The organism is Desulfoscipio gibsoniae DSM 7213 (genome assembly GCF_000233715.2).
Taxonomy (GTDB): Bacteria; Bacillota; Desulfotomaculia; order Desulfotomaculales; family Desulfallaceae; genus Sporotomaculum; species Sporotomaculum gibsoniae.
Map to the genome: position 1 here is coordinate 1,803,120 of NC_021184.1, position 18,436 is coordinate 1,821,555.

The window sequence follows — 18,436 nt, forward strand, 5'->3', positions numbered from 1 at the left end:
ATGGACGCCAATGTTAAAACACGATTTCTTAAATTCAAAGCTATGTAAAGTGAATTAATTAGAAAGCATGGCGGTCTCCAGATGGAGGGGATATTTCCCCTCCATCCACAACATGCAGCCGCTGCTTGCGGTCGGAGGTACTAATTTTGATGATAAATGGAACCGGGGAGCTAATTCCTGTTACCGGTAAAGAGAGGATCGTCACTTTGGACATAATCAGGGGCTTTGCCCTGCTGGGAATTCTGCTTGTTAACATGCTGCTGTTTATGGCCCCCCTGCTTTATATTAACCTGACTGAAACGCAGTGGTGGACAACAACCGGCGACATACTGGCAGATTATTTTATTACCACCTTTGCCGAAGGAAAATTCTACACCATTTTTTCATTCTTATTCGGGTACGGATTTTACATATTCATGGAGCGTGTCAGGGAAAAGGGTAAACCGGTTGTTAAGCTGTATGTGAGAAGGATATTGGTACTGCTGCTTTTCGGCATTATGCATATAACCCTGCTGTGGTGGGGGGATATCCTGCATTTTTACGCGGTGATAGGGTTGTTTTTGTTATTGTTCAGGAATAAAAATGAAAAAACGTTACTGATCTGGTCCGCCATGCTTATCATTATACCCATTGTCATAATGGGCGGATTAACTGTCCTGGTTGCTGCAATCGGCGATGCGGACATAGCCGGTCAAGACTTTGAGCAAGTGCAAACGTCGGTGCAAGTTTATAGTCAAGGCAGCTTTATGGAGATCACACGGCAAAGACTGGCCGATTTCTCATTCGTGGCAGGGGGTATGTACATCATGGCCCCGCAGGTCCTGGCCATGTTCTTGTTGGGTACGTATGCCGCCAAAAGGCGTTTGATCCAGGACGCTAATATTAACGGGCCATTGTTGAAAAAAATATGGGTATGGGGCCTCATAGTGGGAATACCTTTTGTTTTTCTGCAATTTATCGGTAAATACAACTTGCTGGGAACTTCATTTATGTCCAGTCAGTTTTACTATTTGACAGGGACGGTTATCGGTGGTGCGGCATTTTGTTTTCTCTATATAACAACGATCATATTCTTATTGCAAAAGCCGGACTGGTTCAAAACACTGAGCCCGCTGGGAGATGTGGGGAGAATTGCGCTTACCAATTACCTGCTGCAGTCGATAATTGCCACCACCGTCTTCTACGGTTATGGGCTGGGGTTATTTGGCCGAGTTGGTCCTGCTTTGGGGATTATTTTGACATTTTTTATATTCATACTACAAGTGTATTTCAGCCGCTATTGGATGAAGCACTATCATTTCGGTCCCATGGAATGGCTATGGAGAACACTGACGTATGGAAAATTGCAACCGTTTAAAAGAACTTAGACAAAAGCCTATGGCAAAAACCCCATATGGCGTATCCTTATATCCTGAACAGGCCCTCTTTGGGGGGTTCTGGAAAACCGGTTAGGCTTTCTAGAGTTTCCCCTATGTATGAGAACTATAGCGAGGTCAGCTCGTTAATCTAAAAGGAAATAACAATATGAATATAAAGCGTCCACAAATACCAAAAGAACTTATTCAGATTGATGATTTTTCTTCCTATGCTCAGGACTTCCTATTGGAAGAATTGCCAATTTTTAAAATTAAAAGTTGTGAAGAACAAGCTGAAGGCGCGGCATTTTTTAAAATTGAAATCCGAAAGGGTATTTTCGAGAATTGTACTTTTCATGGTTGCAACTTTGAAAAAGCAAGTTTTGTTGATGTTGTATTTCAATCTTGTGACTTGTCAAACAGTAAATTTTCTGGAGTCTATTTTGAGCGATGCCGATTTGTATCCTGTAAATGTATTGGCATAGATATGAGCGATACGGTTGTAAAGCAAACAACTTTTGAACAATCAAATCTTCAGTATTCATATTTCAATAAAACGAAAATGATTGATGTTTTATTTGATCACATTGATTTTACTGAATCGTCTAAGATTGAATTTCCGCTCATCAGCAAATAACTATGGTGAAGGGAGATACAGTAATGTTGATTAAACTACTCTTACTATTCACCTTGGTTCCTCTGCTGGAATTATGGATTCTAATTAAATTGGGCGGGTTGATTGGAATGTTGCCGACCATTCTAATCGTGGCTTCTACCGGGTTTGCCGGAGTATTGCTGGCAAAATCGCAGGGTTTGAACGTGCTCAATCGGATGCAGCAAGACATTAAACAGGGGATTCTTCCCGGCAATAAGCTAATTGACGGAGTTTTTATCTTGGTAGGCGGCGCTTTTTTAATTACCCCGGGCTTGCTAACAGACCTTTTCGGATTTTCTTTGCTGGTACCGCTTACCAGAGGCTGGTTAAAGAGCGCCGCCCGGCACTACATTCAACAAATATTGGACAGCGGCACAGTTTACACCTGGCAGCGTTAAGTAAAGCTGGTCTGAACATATGCCGAAGGAAATCCAAACGTTTGGATTTTTTACGTCATACCTAAGAGAGATTATTGTCACACATTGCTCGGGGGGATCTGGAAAGCGATTAGGCTTTCCGGACCCTCCCCGAGCAAGGTAACTTATTACGTTCTCTTACGATCCGTCTTCAAGGTTTGATAGGGTAGCATGACCGAGAAGGTACTCCAAAATCAATTATAGGATCTTTACAAACGATGTTAAATCATGTTAAGGTCATAATAATTACGCCCCTATCTAAACAATGGATGCAAGGGAAAGCACCAATATTAAGATAATACGTAGAAGTAACATGGAGGGCAAAGATGATGAGAACAATGCTCACTCCATTATGGTATTTCAAACAGAAATAGTACTAGAAAAGGAATAGATATATTACATTCCCGATAAAATTGTTCTAAACGAAGAAAAAAAACATTACTTATACCTATGCTCGAGTAGTTTTGGGGCCTGGCTTACGCCAAATTATTCCCATATTATTTAGTTTAATCTTACTTACCAAGGGTAAATGCAAGGAGAAAGGAGTCAGCTATTAAAATGAGTTGTCCGTCAGGATCTAAACCTCCAAGCGAAATAATTCGCGATACCATTGGAAAGAAAGAATGTATCCTTACCGTCGAGGATTTAATCAATGCTTTCGGTTCTCAAAGTTTTGGTTTGATGTTTATAGTTATGGCGTTACCGTTAACTATCCCCTTACCTCCAGGCATAGGTTTTATTCCGGCAGCTCTTCTTTGCGTTTGGTCCTTTCAAAGAATGTTGGGGAGAACCACTCTGTGGGTACCTAAAGCAATTGGTAAAAGGGAGATATCTCAGACGCTTATCAGGAAAATTGATGCTAAAGCGCTGCCTTTGTGTGCAAGATTAGAAAGGTACTTCTTAAATTGCAGCCAACCAAATATGCTTAACGAATCGGAGATTCGGTTGGCATCATTGGCTGTAGTGCTCATGAGCATGCTAATTATGTTGCCGACGCCATTTTTGAATACCATTCCTGCCGTAATTATAATTCTGATGGGGTTAACGATCTTAAACAGCAACCGTAGATTACTCTGGATTAACATGAGCTTTAGCTTATTAGCTTTGAGTTTTATCGGCTCTACTTTATACGTCGGATCGGAATTTGTGCTTGAAGAGATTAGTGATTTCTTAAAAGCAAACCCAAGCCTTCTAGATTAGAAGGCTTATCTACCACTTAGAAAATAATATCCGCAAATATCAAAAGAACCCATTCAGATTAAAGATTTATCTTCCTATGCCCAGGACTTTTTATTGGAAGAATTGCCAATTTGTAAAATTAAAAGTTGTAAAGAACAAGCTGAAGGTATGTACATCGTAGGGGGGCCCCAAATAACGGATGAACGTGATTGTTGTCTCTACCTTATGGACGGCGGCACCGAGCCGGCGCTGGTGGACGCAGGGCTTTGTTATTCCATCCGGGCTATTTTGGCCCCTCGGTAATTCCTAACTCATCGATAATTAAATTTAAACTTTCAGTAAACTTGAGCCTGTTTTGAGAATACTCCCGAAAATCACTGCTTAGAATTTTCAAGTTGTCCACAAAATTTTCGTAGTAACCCAAGCTTTTAATTTTACTTTTCAATTCTCCGGACAATTTAATCGAACTTAGCATCGTTACATTGACTTGTGGACTGGCGATCAAGTTTTTTATGTCTTTGGTAATTTTTTCCTTTTCCAAATACAATTCCTCTTTAGTAATGTTTAGCCATTTTTTTATGTCCTCGGCAATAAATTGTTCATGTTTTTTCAAGTCTTCCTCGGTTAGCTGTTCATAAATTTTTTTCATATCATCCGAATACTCAATATCATCAATATCATCAAGGAATTGGACTATTTTAATCCAGGCTTCTTCCTTTTTTAAAGTATCCACGGGTTCGTTTAGAAATGGACTGTAATATGCAATCAGCATCCTGCCAAAGTTGCCCGGGAAAATACGCTGCAACTGGTTTTTCATAAAACCTTCCCTGTTACGTCCATCCATTTCCATAGCCTTATTTAATGCTGATAAATGTTTGGTCAACTGCTGCAATCCGTTAAAACTGTCAAAGCTTTTGAGGCATAATTGTAAAATATACCTGTTCCTTTCTATTCTTCTTGCTTCATCAGTCAGTCTTTCCAAATGTTGTTCCAGAAAGTCTTTTAGCTTGTCAGGCTCGGCTATGATTTCTTTAATCTTTTTAATTGGCATATCAAATTGACGCAATACAGATATTTGTGTTAAGGCATCTACATCATGTTGTGAATACTCCCGGTAACCATTATTGGAATCGACAATGGGTTTTATTAGACCTTCTTGTTCGTAATAATTGATAGCCTTTTTGGTAAGGGCTGTATATTTTTGCACTGCACTGATTTTCATTTCCATCCCCCCGCGAGTATGAATATAATACATCACCTTGGGGAACAGTCAAGAATTTTTTTATTGTTGCCTGCATTAACAGTGTCTGTGCCAAATCGGAGGAAATGCTTGACTAGTACCACGAACAAAATGAAACCATCCTGGCCATGATTCCCTTTGAAAGGTCGAAAGCTGTCAAAGTACTGGATTTAGGATGTGGGACCGGAATTTTATCATACCTCATATTAGTTGCGTTTCCCAATGCACGGGTGGTGGCATTTGATATGGCTGAGAACATGCTCGCCGCCTGTTCCCAGAATCTCAGCGTTTACAAGAACAGACTAACCTTATTTCAAGGGAACTTTGGTTCTGATGATTTTGGTGGCGGATACGATATCATAGTATCCGGATTATCTACCCATCATCTTGATGACACGGAAAAACCCGGGCTTTATAAAAGAATCTATGATGCCCTCAACCAGGGAGGGGTTTTTATTAACAGGGAAGTGGTACTGGGAGAATCATCATCATTAACCGACAGGTATCATTACCTTTGGCGCGAGTACATAAGAAGTAATGGCGAAGACGATGAAAAATGGTTTAATAGATATTTAGACGAGGATATCCCGGCACCGGTGGAGGTACAAACAAATTGGCTCAAAGAAATTGGCTTTATCCATGTCGGTTACCATTGGCGGTATTTTAACTTTGCCATCTTTGGTGGGACCAAGCCATAAAAACTGAATTTGTCTTTATTTGCACCCGGCGTGATTCATGAAGCAGGAGAAACAGTTTTAGATCGTTAATATTCAGATAAAATGGATTGACCAAGGTGAAAAAAAAGGGATCCAAAAAGGTATTGAAAAAGGCATGCAACAAGGAATCCAAATGGGATGGATGGAGGCGTAATTACTCGGTGAAGATCCGGAAAGCCTAACCGGTTTTCCGGATCCTCCCATAGAGGACATCCCATAGAGGGCCTGTCCCTCTAATTATAAAAAGAATACTGGTTCCTTTCGTTCTTTAAACTTTTCACTTACCCTTATTGCAGCGTCTTTGACCAGGCCAGGTTTCATTGTTTTGGCATTTTGGGGACAGCGCTTAATGCAAGCACAACATAAGATACATTTTTCCGTATCAATCACAGAACTATTTTCAAAATCGATAGCCCCAACAGGGCACTCCTCTGCACAAACTCCGCATTGCGTACACTGATCACTAACTGCTATAAAATCAACAATCCATGTCTTCGTTTCTCCTCTATAGGGATAGTTGCCCGGTACATTCATATCAGAAATTTGATCGATTGATGAAATAGATAGTATTTTTTCATTAATTTTACGCCCAAAAAATTCTGCGTGGTTTAAGTCGCTTGCGTCAGGACGAGCTACGGCAATTGGCGTTTCGGAACTAGAAAAGGAGTGTTCCCCAATAAATGCTGCACAGGCGATCGGTATACATCCACGTTTTTTCAAAATTCCTTTAAGCTCAAGCAGTGCATCGTCATAATCACGGTTACCATAAACGACAACACATACAGTAGGCGTATTATGAGCTTCAATCGTATTAAGCCATTCATTTACAAGAGTCGGCACCCTTCCGACATAAACTGGCACAGCAACAACAAGCAATTCATTTTCTGATGTTTGTAATTGTTGTTTTCTCGCATCTGGTTTGGTAATATCTAATATTTCCATAGTGGTGCTTTGATTAATTCCCCTCGCAATACCTTGAATAATTACATTTGTTGTCCTGGTAGGTGAAAAACAAACCAGTTTCAGTGATTTTATTTTCATCGATATCCTCCTTTGAATCTGCAGACTTTCTGCAGTTAAATAAGAATTTTTTTTTTGCTTTACAAGTGTTTCTCGAATTCATAGTAATACAAGTTTTATAATGTTAATAGGAGTAAAATTATACTGGTATAAATTATAATAGATAGATGATGATGAATTTGAATAATGAGAAATATCGATATAAAGAACTGGCCGATTTTTTAAAAACGCGAAGAGCAAAAATTTTACCATCACAAGTAGGGCTTTCAACAACAGCAACCCGCCGGCGTACTCCTGGATTGAGAGGGAGGAAGTAGCACAGTTAGCCGGTATTAGCATAACTTGGTATACCTGGCTTGAACAAGGAAGGTCTATTCGTGTTTCAACTCAAGTAATAGAAAGCCTGTCTAAAGTTTTATTGCTTGATAAACAAGAACGCATTCATCTTTACCTTTTAGCGAACCAGCCGCTTCCGGCCGATATACCGGGATACCAGGGAACAGTAAGTCCAATACTTCAACATGTTCTGGATAGTTTAACTTTCCCGCCGGGAAGTCCCCGTCCTGAGCCTTCCTTGCTCGCGAAGCGAGGGCGAAGGGCGGGGATGAGAGGCGGGCCTTGTTTTTCCAGGAACCCTTGTCTTATTTTGGTTCTGTTGTTACAATATAGCCATGAAATACCAACTTGATAGAGGCTGTCATTCAGTATATTCCCTTCGTTTCCATTACATCTGCTGCGTCAAATACCGGCGCAAAGTTCTCACGCCGGAAATATCAGAGTATCTAAAGAAGGTAAACCAAGACATAGCCGGCAAGTTTGGTGTACAGATAATTGAGCAAGAAACTGATAGGGATCACATCCACATTATCTTTGCATCAAAACCGGAAGTTCAGCTTTCCAAGTTCATCAACTCCTTAAAGTCCACTTCAGCCAGGCTGATATTCCGAGATCATCCCGAAAATAAAAAAGAGCTTTGGGGCGGCAACTTCTGGTCGCCAAGCTATTTCTTATCCACTGTGGGGGAGGTGAAACTGGAGGATGTCAAAAAATATGTCCAGTCCCAAGGAAATCCGTAATTACAAATTTCGTATCTACCCAAATAAAGAGCAGGAAAGTAAGCTAACTAATTGGTTGACCACCTGCCGTATAATTTACAACTCGGCACTGGCCGACCGGAAAAACTACTATGAACGCACGGGCAACGGGCTAACCAGGATAGCACAACAAGAAACTCTCAAAGCCGATAAAGCAAAGCACCCGAAGGTTAAAGAAGTTCATTCGCAAGTAGCCCAGGAGGTTTTGTTCCGCGTGGAACGCGCCTACAACAACTTTTTTCGTCGCGTGCAAGCCGGAGAGAAACCCGGTTATCCCAGATACAAAGGACCGGGGCAGTATAAATCCCTTACCTTCACCCAGTTTGGCGATGGCCTTGGTGCCTCGTTCCAAAATGATAAACTAAAACTATCCAAGATCGGCTTGGTTAAAATAGATTTGCACCGGGAGATACACGGTCAAGTCAAGATATGTACCATAAAGCGTGAACAGTCCGGCAAATGGTACGCCGTACTGGCGGTGGAAGAATACCCGGTGTTATTCTCCCCCAATTGGCAGACCATTGGCCTGGATGTGGGAATAAAGGAGTTTGCCGTACTCTCCAATGGAGAGAAAATAGCCAACCCCAAGCATCTGCAAAAATCCGAACGAAAACTGAAAACACTGCAAAGAAGCTTATCACGTAAGAAGAAAGGTTCAAAGAACCGAGCCAAGGCCAGGAATAAACTTGCCAGGCAACACGAAAAGATACGCCACCAGCGCAAAGACTTCCACCATAAGATATCCGATCAATTGGTATGGAGATACGGCAAGATCGTAGTGGAAGACTTGCAAATAACAAACATGGTACAAAACCATAAACTGGCCAAGAGCATATCCGACGCCGGGTGGGGCGAATTCATCTCCATGCTAACCTACAAGGCTGAGAGTGCCGGTAGGATGGTGGAGAAAATACCGCCTTACGGGACAACGCAGGAGTGCAGCCGGTGCGGTAGTATTGTCAAGAAAGACCTGTCGGTAAGAATACATGCCTGCCCACATTGTGGCCTTGTCCTTGACAGGGACCACAATGCAGCAATAAATATTCTACATAAGTCTAAAGCATCATAGTTCAAAAAACTGTGCCGCTGGGACGGCGGTCATATGCCTGGGGAGCTAGGTTGCAGTAAGGACCTACTATGAACCAGGAAACTCCGTAACTTTGTTTTGCTCATGGAAGCCCCTTCCTGAGCGGAGCGAAGGGAGGGGTAGTTCACGGAGTATAAATAGAACAGCTGAATTGGACAAAGCTTTCAGGTGCAGTGGCCAAATCTTACTGGCCGGAACCGATATATATGCTAGCAAAGATGTAGCAGGTATTCGGTGCCAGGTGGGACTGGTATTTCAAACCCCGGTGGCACTGCCTTTAAGCATAAAGGAAAATGTTCTTTTCGGCCCGCGCTATTACGGGGCCAGTAAAAAACAACTGCCTGTAATAGTTGAAAAATGCCTATTCCAGGCCGGTCTGTGGGATGAAGTCAAGGATAAACTGGATGAACCTGCGGCCGAACTGTCTGGTGGTCAGAAGCAAAGGCTGGCCATCGCCCGAACGCTGGCAGTTGAGCCGGATGTGCTACTGCTGGATGAACCTTGCTCCAATCTGGACCCTGCCTCCACACTGCTTATTGAAAAACTTTTGGTTGACCTGTCCGCGCAACTGACCATAGTTATTGTAACTCACAATCTTTTTCACTAAAAGGGTGGCACAAGAGACAGTATTTATTGCTAATGGCCAGGTGGTAGAATACGGAATGACCGAGGCTATGTTTTATCACCCGAACAAGGAAGAAACCAGAGCCTTTTTTTCCGGTTTAACGTGGTAGATAATGTTCGCTAGATGATGATACACTTGCTAAGCTGTGCATTTTTGAGGGAACTAAGCTATCAGAAGGTCCCAAGCATCTGAAAATTAGCTTTAGCTTCCTAACAATTTTATATAAAGTTTTCCGGTGACCAGACTGGAGAGGATACACCCGTTCCCATCCTACCCCTCTACCCCTTCGGGGCACACGCGGGGCATACCCCTACGGGGCACAGGCATGCGAACACGGAAGTTAAGCTCTTCGACTTGTGCCCGCCGTGTACCCCGAAGGGGTGGAACGGGTAGGCTGATAGTACTTGGGTTTTAAACCGCGGGAGAGTAGGTCGTTGCCGGAATTAATTTTTAAAGGGGCTGTTGCATAACGAGCTAAATAGTTCGTAGTGCGTAGCCCTTTTTTTACTCTAAATACAAACTGCGGGTCCCGAAGAACCCGCAGCAGTAGTATAATTTAATTTAGGGTTGTTCAGTAGGCCCTAATTAATATTATGGTAATTTTATCAAAGAAACATTTACTTGAAGGGAGAGAAATTATGCAGCAACAAAGAGAATTATTTTCATCACGGTTAGGGTTTATTCTAATCTCTGCAGGCTGTGCCATTGGACTAGGTAATATTTGGCGCTTTCCATATATTACAGGTCTTTATGGAGGCGGTCTTTTCGTACTTACCTATATTTTGTTTCTCGTAATCCTTGGGTTGCCAATTCTTGTTATGGAGTTTTCCGTTGGCCGAGCAAGTCAAAAAAGCGTTGCCGCATCTTTTGATGCTTTAGAGCCCAAAGGCAGTAAATGGCACAAATATAAATGGTTTGCTATAGCGGGAAACTATTTATTAATGATGTTCTATACTACTATTGCAGGTTGGATGTTGGCCTATCTTTTCTTTATGCTAAAAGGTGATTTTGTTGGCAGTTCACCGGCAGAAGTAGAAGCAATTTTCGGTGGTCTTACATCTAGTGCCGGACTAAGTATACTTTTTATGGTTATAATTTGTATTTTAGGTTTTTCAGTATGTTCCCTAGGGCTGCAAAAAGGAGTTGAAAGAATAACCAAGACTATGATGTCTTTCCTTTTGATCATATTGATTGCCCTGGTGATTCGTTCTCTGACCCTGCCCAATGCAATAGAAGGACTTTCTTTTTATCTTTTACCAAATATTGATAGTATTGCGGAATATGGTCTTTGGACAATGATTTATGCAGCAATGGGGCAAGCTTTTTTCACCCTAAGTATTGGAATGGGAAGTATGGCGATATTTGGCAGCTATGTTTCCAGGGAACGAAGTTTGCTTGGAGAGGGCATAAACATCACAATTCTTGATACCTGGGTAGCTATTATGGCAGGGCTAATTATTTTTCCAGCATGTTTTGCCTTTGGTGTAAACCCCGGCACCGGTCCCGGCCTTGTTTTCGTTACCCTGCCTAATATTTTCAACTTTATGCCGGCTGGACTATTATGGGGTACCGCTTTTTATATATTTATGGTTTTTGCTGCTTTATCTACTGTTATTGCAGTATTTGAAAATATTATGTCCTTTGGTATTGACCTTTTTAATTGGTCAAGAAAAAAAGCGGCAATTATCAATTTTATAGCCATCACTATTTTATCACTACCGTGTGCACTTGGATTTAATGTTTGGAGTGGTTTTACTCCGTTGGGAGAGGGCACTAATATTCTAGATTTGGAAGACTTTATAGTAAGCAATAATATTCTGCTTTTAGGTTCTATTGTTTACGTTCTTTTCTGTGTTAGCCGGTATGGATGGGGCTGGAAAAACTTCATAAAAGAAGCCAATACAGGGGTAGGGATTAAGGTCCCGCACAAAACAAGATTTTATCTTACCTACATCCTGCCATTTATTATTTTGATTGTTTTTATCTTTGGATATATAGAAAGATTTGGTTTAATGTAAAACAATAATTCTGCTCCATGCGCTCCATGAGAGCTGCTTTGGGAATCTCTATTGTATTCTAGTCAATATATAAAGGTGCTATCTTATCAGTCCGGTCATGGCTGCGATTGTTATTTTTGGCAATTTCGCATGATAAAAGCGTGTTTAAGGGTTATTTTTTACGCCGGATGTTGTGCTGTCTGAGCTTCTTATACAAACAGGTCCGGCTGATGCCGAGCAACTGGGCGGCTTTGGTCCGGTTTCCCTCCGTCCTTTCAATGGCCTGTAGTATCATCTCTTTTTCCGCACTGGCCACGGTGGAAAACAAGTCTATATTATCTTTTTCTGTTGCTGCTTGCGTTTCAACGGTTTTTTCGTTAGAAGGACTTTGCAGGTATTGGGGAAGGTGAAGAGGTATTATTTTTCCTTTCTGGGTAATATTTAACGCCCGCTCGATTACATTCTCCAATTCTCTCACGTTTCCCCGCCAGTGATGCTTCCTTAAAAGCTGTATGGTTACAGCATCAAGGCCCGTAACCCTGGTGTTCAAGATACGGTTGTACTTGTCAATAAAATATGATGCCAGAGAGCGTATGTCATCTATTCTTTCACGTAAGGCAGGAATACGCACGGTAATCACGTTCAGCCGGTAGTAGAGGTCTTCCCGGAATTTTCCTTCTTTTATCAACTGCTCCAGGTCCCGGTTGGTGGCCGCAATGACCCTTACGTTGACTTTAATTGTTTTAGTGCCCCCGACCCTTTCAAACTCTCGCTCTTGCAGTACTCGTAAAATTTTGGCCTGCAGTAGGGGCGACATGTCACCTATTTCATCCAAAAGCAGTGTACCGCCGTCTGCGAGTTCGAATTTACCCGGTTTACCTTCCTTGCGTGCACCTGTGAAGGCTCCCCCCTCGTAGCCAAAGAACTCGGATTCAAGAAGGTTTTCTGGTAAAGCTGCGCAGTTAATTTTGATAAATGGACCCGGGCGCCGGGACTCATTATGAATAGCGCTGGCAAAAATGCCCTTGCCCGTACCGCTTTCCCCGATCAGCAGAACTGTAGAGATACTCTGGGCAGCCAGGCGGCACATATTTATAACCTGCTGGATTACAGGACTGTCACCCACAATATCATCCAGGTGTATATCATTACGGGAAACCCGGGACAGCTCATTGCGGTAGAAAGAAATCTGGTTCTCCAGTTTTTCCAGTCGGTTGACGAGATCCGGCAGGCGATGAAGGTCGCGAAAAGTCAGTTTTGCCACGGCGCCCATAACTTTTCCGTCGCGAATCATGGGTAACCTGTTAACGATACACCTTACTCCCCTGATACTCCGCACGTCACCCTGGTCCCTGAGGCCGGTCTGAATAATTTCTTCCAGCTCCAGTTCCGGTATTATTAACTGTACTTCTTTTCCCAGCAGATCTTCCTCTCTCAGTTGAAGGAATTCTAAAATAGCCTGGTTAACAGTGGTAACAACTCCATTCTGGTTAATTACCAGCAGGCCGTCATAAGCCATTTCCAATACCGTGGCAAAAGTCTGCTGCAGCTTTTTTACACTTTCCAGTTCCTGCGCCACCTGCTCGTACTCTCTCAGGTCATGCAGTACGGCAATGGCACCGTTGATAAGGCCGTGCCGGAATACGGGCAAATATCTGGCAACCAGCCCGGGAGAGCCGGCGATCTTTGTCCAGTTTTCCATCTTACCTGTAAACAGTATGTCGCTCAATTTAATTTCCGGAAGAACGGTGGTAATTTCCCGTCCCAGCATATTTTTGGACTCCACGCCCAGCATTTTTTCCGCTGCCGGGTTGAGTACCGTGATTATTTTTCGGCGGTTAATGGCCAGCACGCCATTTTCTAAGGCATTCAACAGAGAGGCCAATTCCCCGGCCATCCTTTCACTCCGGCTGTGTAATTTTTCTATTAAATTGAGTTTTGTTACCATACCAACCGGCCTATCCTTGTGTTTGGTAACCACAACCTGGCCGATCCTTCTTCTTACCATGGTCATGTACACTTTTTCAAAGGGGTCTTCCTCTTGTACCTTTATGGCCGGGCGGGTGTACAGATCGGCCAGCGGCACATCCAGGGACAAGTTATCTAACAGCGCTTTATAGAGGTTGTGCTTGGTCATGACCCCCAATACTTTATTTTCTTCATTGACCACGGGGATTGCATCCAGGCGCGCCCGGGAAAAGCTGACAATGGCCTCCTGTAGAGTGTCCTCAGGTTTCAAAAAAACCGTTAGATTGTTACAGATGGTTCCGGCATTGTCCATTGTATACCTCCTGCATGAATAGTTACAATATTCACACTTGATTTTATCTTAATACAATTGTAATCAAATGCGAACTAATTATTCTGTCAACAAATTGGAAAATCAACAGAAAGGCCTGTGATCCGGCGCTGGCATAAAAATTGTTATTTAGAAGAGCGATAGGTTTAATTGTTTGAAAAGGCACAATATTTTCAAAATTAAGTCATGAGGACCAGCCCCATGGCTCCTAAAAAAAGGAGGGTCTGCTTATGGATTTCAATTTAACTAAGGACCAGCAGATGATAAGGGATGTGGTACGGGATTTTGCCCAGAGTGAAATTGTTCCGCGTGCGGCCGAAATTGACAAGGCAGGGGAATTCCCCCTGGATATCGTGAAAAAACTGGCGGAGATGGACCTGATGGGATTGCCTTTCCCGGAAGAATACGGCGGCGCGGGCGCCGACTACATCAGTTACTCACTGGCGCTGGAAGAGATATCCCGTGCCTGCGGCTCCACAGGGCTAACCTATGAGGCTCACATTTCACTGGGATGTATGCCCATCTACCTTTACGGCACCGAAGAGCAGAAGAAAAAGTATTTAACCCCGCTGGCCCAGGGCGAGTGTATGGGTTCATTCGGTCTTACCGAGCCCAACGCCGGTTCCGATGCGGGAGGTACCCAGACCACTGCGGTCCTTGACGGGGATGAATGGGTTATCAACGGCACAAAGTGTTTTATTACCAATGCAAGTTTTGCCCGCTTCGTGACCACCACAGCTGTAACCGACAAGGGAAAAGGTACCAGCGGGATCAGTGCCATTATAGTCCCCACCGATGCCCCCGGGTTTACCGTGAATGCCAATTATGAAAAATTGGGGCTGCACGGCTCCAATACCACGGAATTATTCTTTGATAACGTCCGGGTTCCGAAAGAGAACCTTGTTGGCAAAAGGGGGGAGGGCTTTAAGCAGTTCCTGGTAGTTCTGGACGCCGGAAGAATTGGAATTGCGGCAATGTCCGTGGGCATCGCCCAGGCCTGCCTGGATGCCGCCCTGAAGTATGCGCAGGAGAGAAACCAGTTCGGTAAGCCCATCGGCAAGTTCCAGGCCATCCAGTTTAAGCTGGCTGATATGGCAGCGAACATAGAACTGGCCCGGCTGATGTACCTAAAGGCTGCCTGGCTCAAGGACCATAATCTACCGTACACCAAGGAAGCTGCAATTTCCAAGTTGTTTGCCTCCGAAATCGCCACCAAGGCGGCACTGGAAGCTATTCAGATTCACGGTGGGTACGGTTACATGAAGGAGTTTCCTGTGGAGCGTTACCTGAGGGACGCCAAGCTTTGTGAAATCGGTGAAGGTACATCCGAGGTCCAGCGCATAGTGATTGCCCGTCAATTACTGAGTCCTGAGTGCAGGTAGGATACAGCAGGGCCCTTGTAATTAATTAGCTGTTAAAGGTTTTATCTAAAGGAACCATCAACAAGGATTTTTATTAGATCATTGATAAAGGAGGCGAAACTTTGGAATCAAAAGTCGGCACGATTACGATAGGAGAGCTTATTGATGAGATGGCGGAGCGCTATCCCGAGAACGATGCGCTGGTTTACCCGTTCCGCAGCCTAAGATACAACTACCGCCAATTTAGAGACGTCTGCAACCAGGCTGCAAAAGGCTTGATGCGCCTGGGGGTTAATACAGGTGACCATATAGCCATGTGGGCCAATAACGTACCGGAATGGGTGATTACCCAGTTTGCCACCGGAAAGATGGGAGCCGTCCTTGTTACAGTGAATACCAACTACCGCAGCTTTGAGCTTGAATACCTGCTCAAACAGTCAGATTCTACCACTATTATACTGGTTGGTGGCGTTAGAGATTCGGATGAGTATGTGAACATTATGTATGAGCTGTGCCCGGAACTGAACCAGTGTAAGCCGGGTGAGCTCAAATCCCAGAGATTACCCAAGTTGAAAAATGTAATCTATATAGGTGAGGAAAATTACCCTGGGATGTTTAACTGGAACGATATCATGACCATGGCTGACCATGTAAGTGAGGAAGAGCTGGAAAAAAGGCAGGAGGACGCTAAGCCTGATGATGTGGTAAATATGCAGTATACATCAGGGACCACAGGTTTTCCCAAAGGAGTTATGCTTACTCATATAAATTTGATAGGCAATGCAGTGAGTATGGCAGAATGCCTAAATTTTTCTTCTGAAGATCGGTTATGTATACCCGTACCTTTCTTCCATTGTTTTGGTTGTGTGATTGGTACTCTGGTTTGTGCAGTTACAGGTGCTGCGATGGTTCCGGTGGAGAAATTTGACCCGGCTAAAGTACTGGAAACTGTTGAGGTTGAAAAATGTACTGCCGTTCACGGAGTTCCTACAATGTTTATAGCCGAGCTGGAGGAAATGAAAAATAAGAAATATAACACCGCCTCCCTTCGAACCGGTGTTATGGCCGGGGCACCTTGTCCCACTGAGGTTATGAAAGCGGTTGTTAACACCATGGGTGCCAGCGAAATATGTATCACTTACGGTCAAACGGAAGCCTCCCCCGGCATAACCATGACCAGGACGGACGATCCCATTGAATTGCGCGTAAGCAGCGTGGGGAGAGCTCTACCCAATGTGGAAGTGAAAGTAGTGGATCCTGATACGGGCCGGGAAGTGCCACCGGGGATACAGGGAGAGTTATGCACCAGGGGCTACCACGTGATGAAGGGATACTACAATATGCCCGAAGCTACCGAATCAGCCATAGATAAAGATAACTGGCTGCATACCGGCGACCTGGCAATTATGGACGAGAACGGCTACTGCAAGATCACCGGACGCCTCAAGGATATGATCATCCGCGGCGGCGAAAATATTTACCCGCGCGAAATTGAGGAGTTTTTATACACTCACACCAAGGTTAGGGACGTTCAAATTGTGGGTGTGCCCAGTCAAAAATATGGTGAAGAGGTGGCGGCATTTATCCAGCTGAAGGATGGGACTTCCGCCACGGTGGAAGAATTTAAGGAATTCTGTACCGGCAAAATTTCCCGCTTTAAAATACCGAAATTTTTTATCTTTGTTGACGAGTATCCCACCACAGCCAGTGGGAAAATCCAGAAATTCCGTCTTCGCGAACAAGCGTTAGAAGCGTTGGGAAGATGAATCAATTTAAAAGAATAAAGATGCCTGGAACCTCATAAACAAGGAGATGAATAACATGAACGAAAATGACCTCAAAAACCTGGAAAAAGAAATAAACGAAAAGGTGGAACAGATATATAAAGGTGGGCAATCCAAATACCATGAAAGCAACACAAAAAAAGGTAAGATGTTTGCCCGGGACCGGGTTAAAATGCTGCTTGACCACGAGAGTCACTACAGTGAGGATGGGCTTTGGGCCAACAATCTGGCCGGAGATCTTCCGGCGGACGGGGTGGTCACCTGCACCGGCAGAATTAACGGGCGTACCGTTTGTGTGATGGCCAATGACTCCACTGTAAAGGCAGGCTCCTGGGGCTGGCGCACGGTGGAGAAAATCATCCGCATCCAGGAGATAGCCATGGATATGAAAGTCCCCATGCTCTACCTGGTGGACTCGGCAGGGGCCAGGATCACCGACCAGGTGGAAATGTTTCCGGGCCGGCGTGGAGCCGGTAGGATCTTTTACAACCAGGTCAAAATGTCCGGCATGATACCTCAGGTTTGCTTGCTTTTCGGCCCTTCCGCCGCCGGCGGTGCGTATATCCCGGCCTTTTGTGATGTTGTTTTCATGGTGGATAAAAATGCCAGCATGTACCTGGGATCGCCGCGTATGGCCCAGATGGTGATCAGCGAAAAAGTAAGCCTGGAAGAAATGGGCGGGGCACGTATGCACTGCAGCGTCAGCGGCTGCGGTGACCTGCTGGCCAAAAACGAAGAAGAAGCCATCCAGGCCTGCCGTACCTACCTGGGCTATTTTCCCCAGAACTACCGGGGTACCCCACCTAGGGCCATTGCCCAGCAGCCGTATGACGGCCGGTCGATAGAAGAGATCATTCCCGGGCGAGCCAACGAGCCCTTCGACATGTACGAACTGATTGACCGGATTATAGATGCAGGAAGCTGGTTTGAGATAAAAAAACTTTTCGCTACAGAGTTAATTACCGGTCTCTGCCGCATTGACGGCCAGACGGTGGGTATCCTGGCCAACCAGTCCAGAGCAAAGGGAGGGGTCCTTTTCGTGGACTCCGCGGACAAAGCAGCCCGCTTTATGAACCTGTGCGATGCCTTTAACATCCCCCTGTTGTTCTTGATGGATGTCCCCGGTTTTATGATCGGGTCGGATGTGGAGCGCCAGGGCATCATTCGCCACGGGGCCAAAATGATCTCCGCTATGTCCGAGGCCACGGTACCCAAGATTTCCGTGGTAGTACGAAAGGCATACGGGGCAGGGTTGTACGCCATGTGCGGCCCCTCCTTCGAACCCGACTGCTGCATGGCTCTTCCCACCGCGCAAATAGCAGTAATGGGACCGGAGGCGGCGGTTAATGCTGTGTACGAGAATAAGATCAATGCGCTGCCGCCCGAAGAAAGACCTGACTTTATAAAACAGAAACGCGAGGAATACATGAAAAACATTGATATCTATAAACTGGCCTCGGAACTGGTTGTCGATCATATCGTCAGTGGGAAAGACCTGCGCCAGGAATTGATAAGCCGCTTTAAGCTTTATGAATCAAAGGACGTCAGGTTTGCCGAGCGCAGGCACCCTGTTTACCCGGTTTAATTGAAAGAGACAGCCTGTGACAA

The 18,436-nt window shown here is 44.4% G+C and carries 17 protein-coding genes and 1 rRNA gene; 15 read left to right on the forward strand and 3 right to left on the reverse strand.

Features of this window, described 5'->3' with window-relative positions; genetic code table 11:
• Nucleotides 1-149 precede the first annotated feature (149 nt).
• The 5 genes from DESGI_RS08375 to DESGI_RS23780 all read left to right on the forward strand — a co-directional run bounded on the left by DESGI_RS08375 (nt 150) and on the right by DESGI_RS23780 (nt 3,908).
• Nucleotides 150-1,367, forward strand: coding sequence for a DUF418 domain-containing protein (locus DESGI_RS08375; protein WP_006524441.1), 1,218 nt, complete (start codon nt 150-152; stop codon nt 1,365-1,367).
• Between the two features lie 157 nt (nt 1,368-1,524).
• On the forward strand, nt 1,525-1,992 hold the full coding sequence (locus DESGI_RS08380; protein ID WP_006524440.1) for a pentapeptide repeat-containing protein: 468 nt from the start codon (nt 1,525-1,527) through the stop codon (nt 1,990-1,992).
• 23 nt (nt 1,993-2,015) lie between these two features.
• Complete coding sequence (locus tag DESGI_RS08385; protein WP_006524439.1) at nt 2,016-2,408, forward strand: FxsA family protein; 393 nt, start codon at nt 2,016-2,018, stop codon at nt 2,406-2,408.
• A 576-nt stretch (nt 2,409-2,984) separates the two neighbouring features.
• The gene (locus DESGI_RS08390) at nt 2,985-3,626 is read left to right on the forward strand and encodes an exopolysaccharide biosynthesis protein (RefSeq protein ID WP_006524438.1); all 642 of its coding nucleotides are present in this window, start codon (nt 2,985-2,987) and stop codon (nt 3,624-3,626) included.
• A 93-nt stretch (nt 3,627-3,719) separates the two neighbouring features.
• Nucleotides 3,720-3,908 carry a hypothetical protein gene (locus tag DESGI_RS23780; RefSeq protein WP_006524437.1) on the forward strand — a complete coding sequence of 63 codons (189 nt, stop codon included), beginning with the start codon at nt 3,720-3,722 and terminating at the stop codon, nt 3,906-3,908.
• On the opposite strand, the gene DESGI_RS08395 is transcribed toward DESGI_RS23780, so the two are convergent.
• On the reverse strand, nt 3,889-4,827 hold the full coding sequence (locus tag DESGI_RS08395; RefSeq protein ID WP_006524436.1) for a helix-turn-helix domain-containing protein: 939 nt from the start codon (nt 4,825-4,827) through the stop codon (nt 3,889-3,891). The genes DESGI_RS23780 and DESGI_RS08395 overlap by 20 nt on opposite strands.
• Before the next feature lie 146 nt (nt 4,828-4,973).
• Here DESGI_RS08395 and DESGI_RS08400 point away from each other — a divergent pair, with 146 nt between their 5' ends.
• The gene (locus DESGI_RS08400) at nt 4,974-5,543 is read left to right on the forward strand and encodes a class I SAM-dependent methyltransferase (RefSeq protein ID WP_006524435.1); all 570 of its coding nucleotides are present in this window, start codon (nt 4,974-4,976) and stop codon (nt 5,541-5,543) included.
• Nucleotides 5,544-5,798: 255 nt separating this feature from the next.
• Here the strand turns inward: DESGI_RS08400 and DESGI_RS08405 are convergent, their stop codons facing one another.
• The gene (locus DESGI_RS08405) at nt 5,799-6,602 is read right to left on the reverse strand and encodes an EFR1 family ferrodoxin (RefSeq protein ID WP_006524434.1); all 804 of its coding nucleotides are present in this window, start codon (nt 6,600-6,602) and stop codon (nt 5,799-5,801) included.
• 316 nt (nt 6,603-6,918) lie between these two features.
• Here DESGI_RS08405 and DESGI_RS25655 point away from each other — a divergent pair, with 316 nt between their 5' ends.
• From DESGI_RS25655 to DESGI_RS08425, 6 genes are all read left to right on the forward strand, one after another.
• Nucleotides 6,919-7,269, forward strand: coding sequence for a helix-turn-helix domain-containing protein (locus DESGI_RS25655; protein ID WP_245561199.1), 351 nt, complete (start codon nt 6,919-6,921; stop codon nt 7,267-7,269).
• Complete coding sequence (tnpA, locus tag DESGI_RS08410) at nt 7,253-7,657, forward strand: IS200/IS605 family transposase (protein WP_015617950.1); 405 nt, start codon at nt 7,253-7,255, stop codon at nt 7,655-7,657. Before DESGI_RS25655 ends, tnpA begins: the two co-directional genes overlap by 17 nt.
• Nucleotides 7,632-8,744 (forward strand): RNA-guided endonuclease InsQ/TnpB family protein, encoded by a 1,113-nt coding sequence (locus DESGI_RS08415; RefSeq protein ID WP_015617951.1) that lies wholly within the window; start codon nt 7,632-7,634, stop codon nt 8,742-8,744. Before tnpA ends, DESGI_RS08415 begins: the two co-directional genes overlap by 26 nt.
• Before the next feature lie 169 nt (nt 8,745-8,913).
• Nucleotides 8,914-9,369 carry a phosphate ABC transporter ATP-binding protein gene (locus DESGI_RS08420; RefSeq protein ID WP_052543932.1) on the forward strand — a complete coding sequence of 152 codons (456 nt, stop codon included), beginning with the start codon at nt 8,914-8,916 and terminating at the stop codon, nt 9,367-9,369.
• A 249-nt stretch (nt 9,370-9,618) separates the two neighbouring features.
• Nucleotides 9,619-9,830: ribosomal RNA gene (rrf, locus tag DESGI_RS23015) — 5S ribosomal RNA — on the forward strand.
• A 195-nt stretch (nt 9,831-10,025) separates the two neighbouring features.
• A complete protein-coding gene (locus tag DESGI_RS08425; protein WP_006522406.1) occupies nt 10,026-11,405 on the forward strand; it encodes a sodium-dependent transporter in 1,380 nt (459 codons plus the stop codon).
• Between the two features lie 151 nt (nt 11,406-11,556).
• Here DESGI_RS08425 and DESGI_RS08430 read toward each other — a convergent pair whose 3' ends face one another.
• Complete coding sequence (locus DESGI_RS08430) at nt 11,557-13,665, reverse strand: sigma-54-dependent Fis family transcriptional regulator (protein ID WP_006522407.1); 2,109 nt, start codon at nt 13,663-13,665, stop codon at nt 11,557-11,559.
• A 248-nt stretch (nt 13,666-13,913) separates the two neighbouring features.
• Between DESGI_RS08430 and DESGI_RS08435 the strand changes: the two genes are divergently transcribed.
• From DESGI_RS08435 to DESGI_RS08445, 3 genes are all read left to right on the forward strand, one after another.
• Complete coding sequence (locus DESGI_RS08435; protein WP_006522408.1) at nt 13,914-15,065, forward strand: acyl-CoA dehydrogenase; 1,152 nt, start codon at nt 13,914-13,916, stop codon at nt 15,063-15,065.
• A gap of 149 nt (nt 15,066-15,214) precedes the next feature.
• Entirely contained in the window at nt 15,215-16,810 is a 1,596-nt protein-coding gene (locus DESGI_RS08440; protein ID WP_052544008.1) for an AMP-binding protein, read from the forward strand.
• 55 nt (nt 16,811-16,865) lie between these two features.
• Nucleotides 16,866-18,413 (forward strand): acyl-CoA carboxylase subunit beta, encoded by a 1,548-nt coding sequence (locus DESGI_RS08445; protein ID WP_006522410.1) that lies wholly within the window; start codon nt 16,866-16,868, stop codon nt 18,411-18,413.
• Nucleotides 18,414-18,436 lie beyond the last annotated feature (23 nt).

Excerpts from the sequence above, each read along its gene's own strand:
- DESGI_RS08390 (WP_006524438.1), top strand. The coding sequence starts at position 2,985 with ATGAGTTGTCCGTCAGGATCTAAACCTCCAAGCGAAATAATTCGCGAT.
- DESGI_RS08405 (WP_006524434.1), bottom strand. The coding sequence starts at position 6,602 with ATGAAAATAAAATCACTGAAACTGGTTTGTTTTTCACCTACCAGGACA.
- DESGI_RS08430 (WP_006522407.1), bottom strand. The coding sequence starts at position 13,665 with ATGGACAATGCCGGAACCATCTGTAACAATCTAACGGTTTTTTTGAAA.
- DESGI_RS08385 (WP_006524439.1), top strand. The coding sequence starts at position 2,016 with ATGTTGATTAAACTACTCTTACTATTCACCTTGGTTCCTCTGCTGGAA.
- DESGI_RS08435 (WP_006522408.1), top strand. The coding sequence starts at position 13,914 with ATGGATTTCAATTTAACTAAGGACCAGCAGATGATAAGGGATGTGGTA.
- tnpA (WP_015617950.1), top strand. The coding sequence starts at position 7,253 with ATGAAATACCAACTTGATAGAGGCTGTCATTCAGTATATTCCCTTCGT.
- DESGI_RS08440 (WP_052544008.1), top strand. The coding sequence starts at position 15,215 with ATGGCGGAGCGCTATCCCGAGAACGATGCGCTGGTTTACCCGTTCCGC.
- DESGI_RS08425 (WP_006522406.1), top strand. The coding sequence starts at position 10,026 with ATGCAGCAACAAAGAGAATTATTTTCATCACGGTTAGGGTTTATTCTA.
- DESGI_RS08400 (WP_006524435.1), top strand. The coding sequence starts at position 4,974 with ATGATTCCCTTTGAAAGGTCGAAAGCTGTCAAAGTACTGGATTTAGGA.
- DESGI_RS08445 (WP_006522410.1), top strand. The coding sequence starts at position 16,866 with ATGAACGAAAATGACCTCAAAAACCTGGAAAAAGAAATAAACGAAAAG.
- DESGI_RS08395 (WP_006524436.1), bottom strand. The coding sequence starts at position 4,827 with ATGAAAATCAGTGCAGTGCAAAAATATACAGCCCTTACCAAAAAGGCT.
- DESGI_RS08415 (WP_015617951.1), top strand. The coding sequence starts at position 7,632 with ATGTCCAGTCCCAAGGAAATCCGTAATTACAAATTTCGTATCTACCCA.
- DESGI_RS08380 (WP_006524440.1), top strand. The coding sequence starts at position 1,525 with ATGAATATAAAGCGTCCACAAATACCAAAAGAACTTATTCAGATTGAT.
- DESGI_RS08375 (WP_006524441.1), top strand. The coding sequence starts at position 150 with ATGATAAATGGAACCGGGGAGCTAATTCCTGTTACCGGTAAAGAGAGG.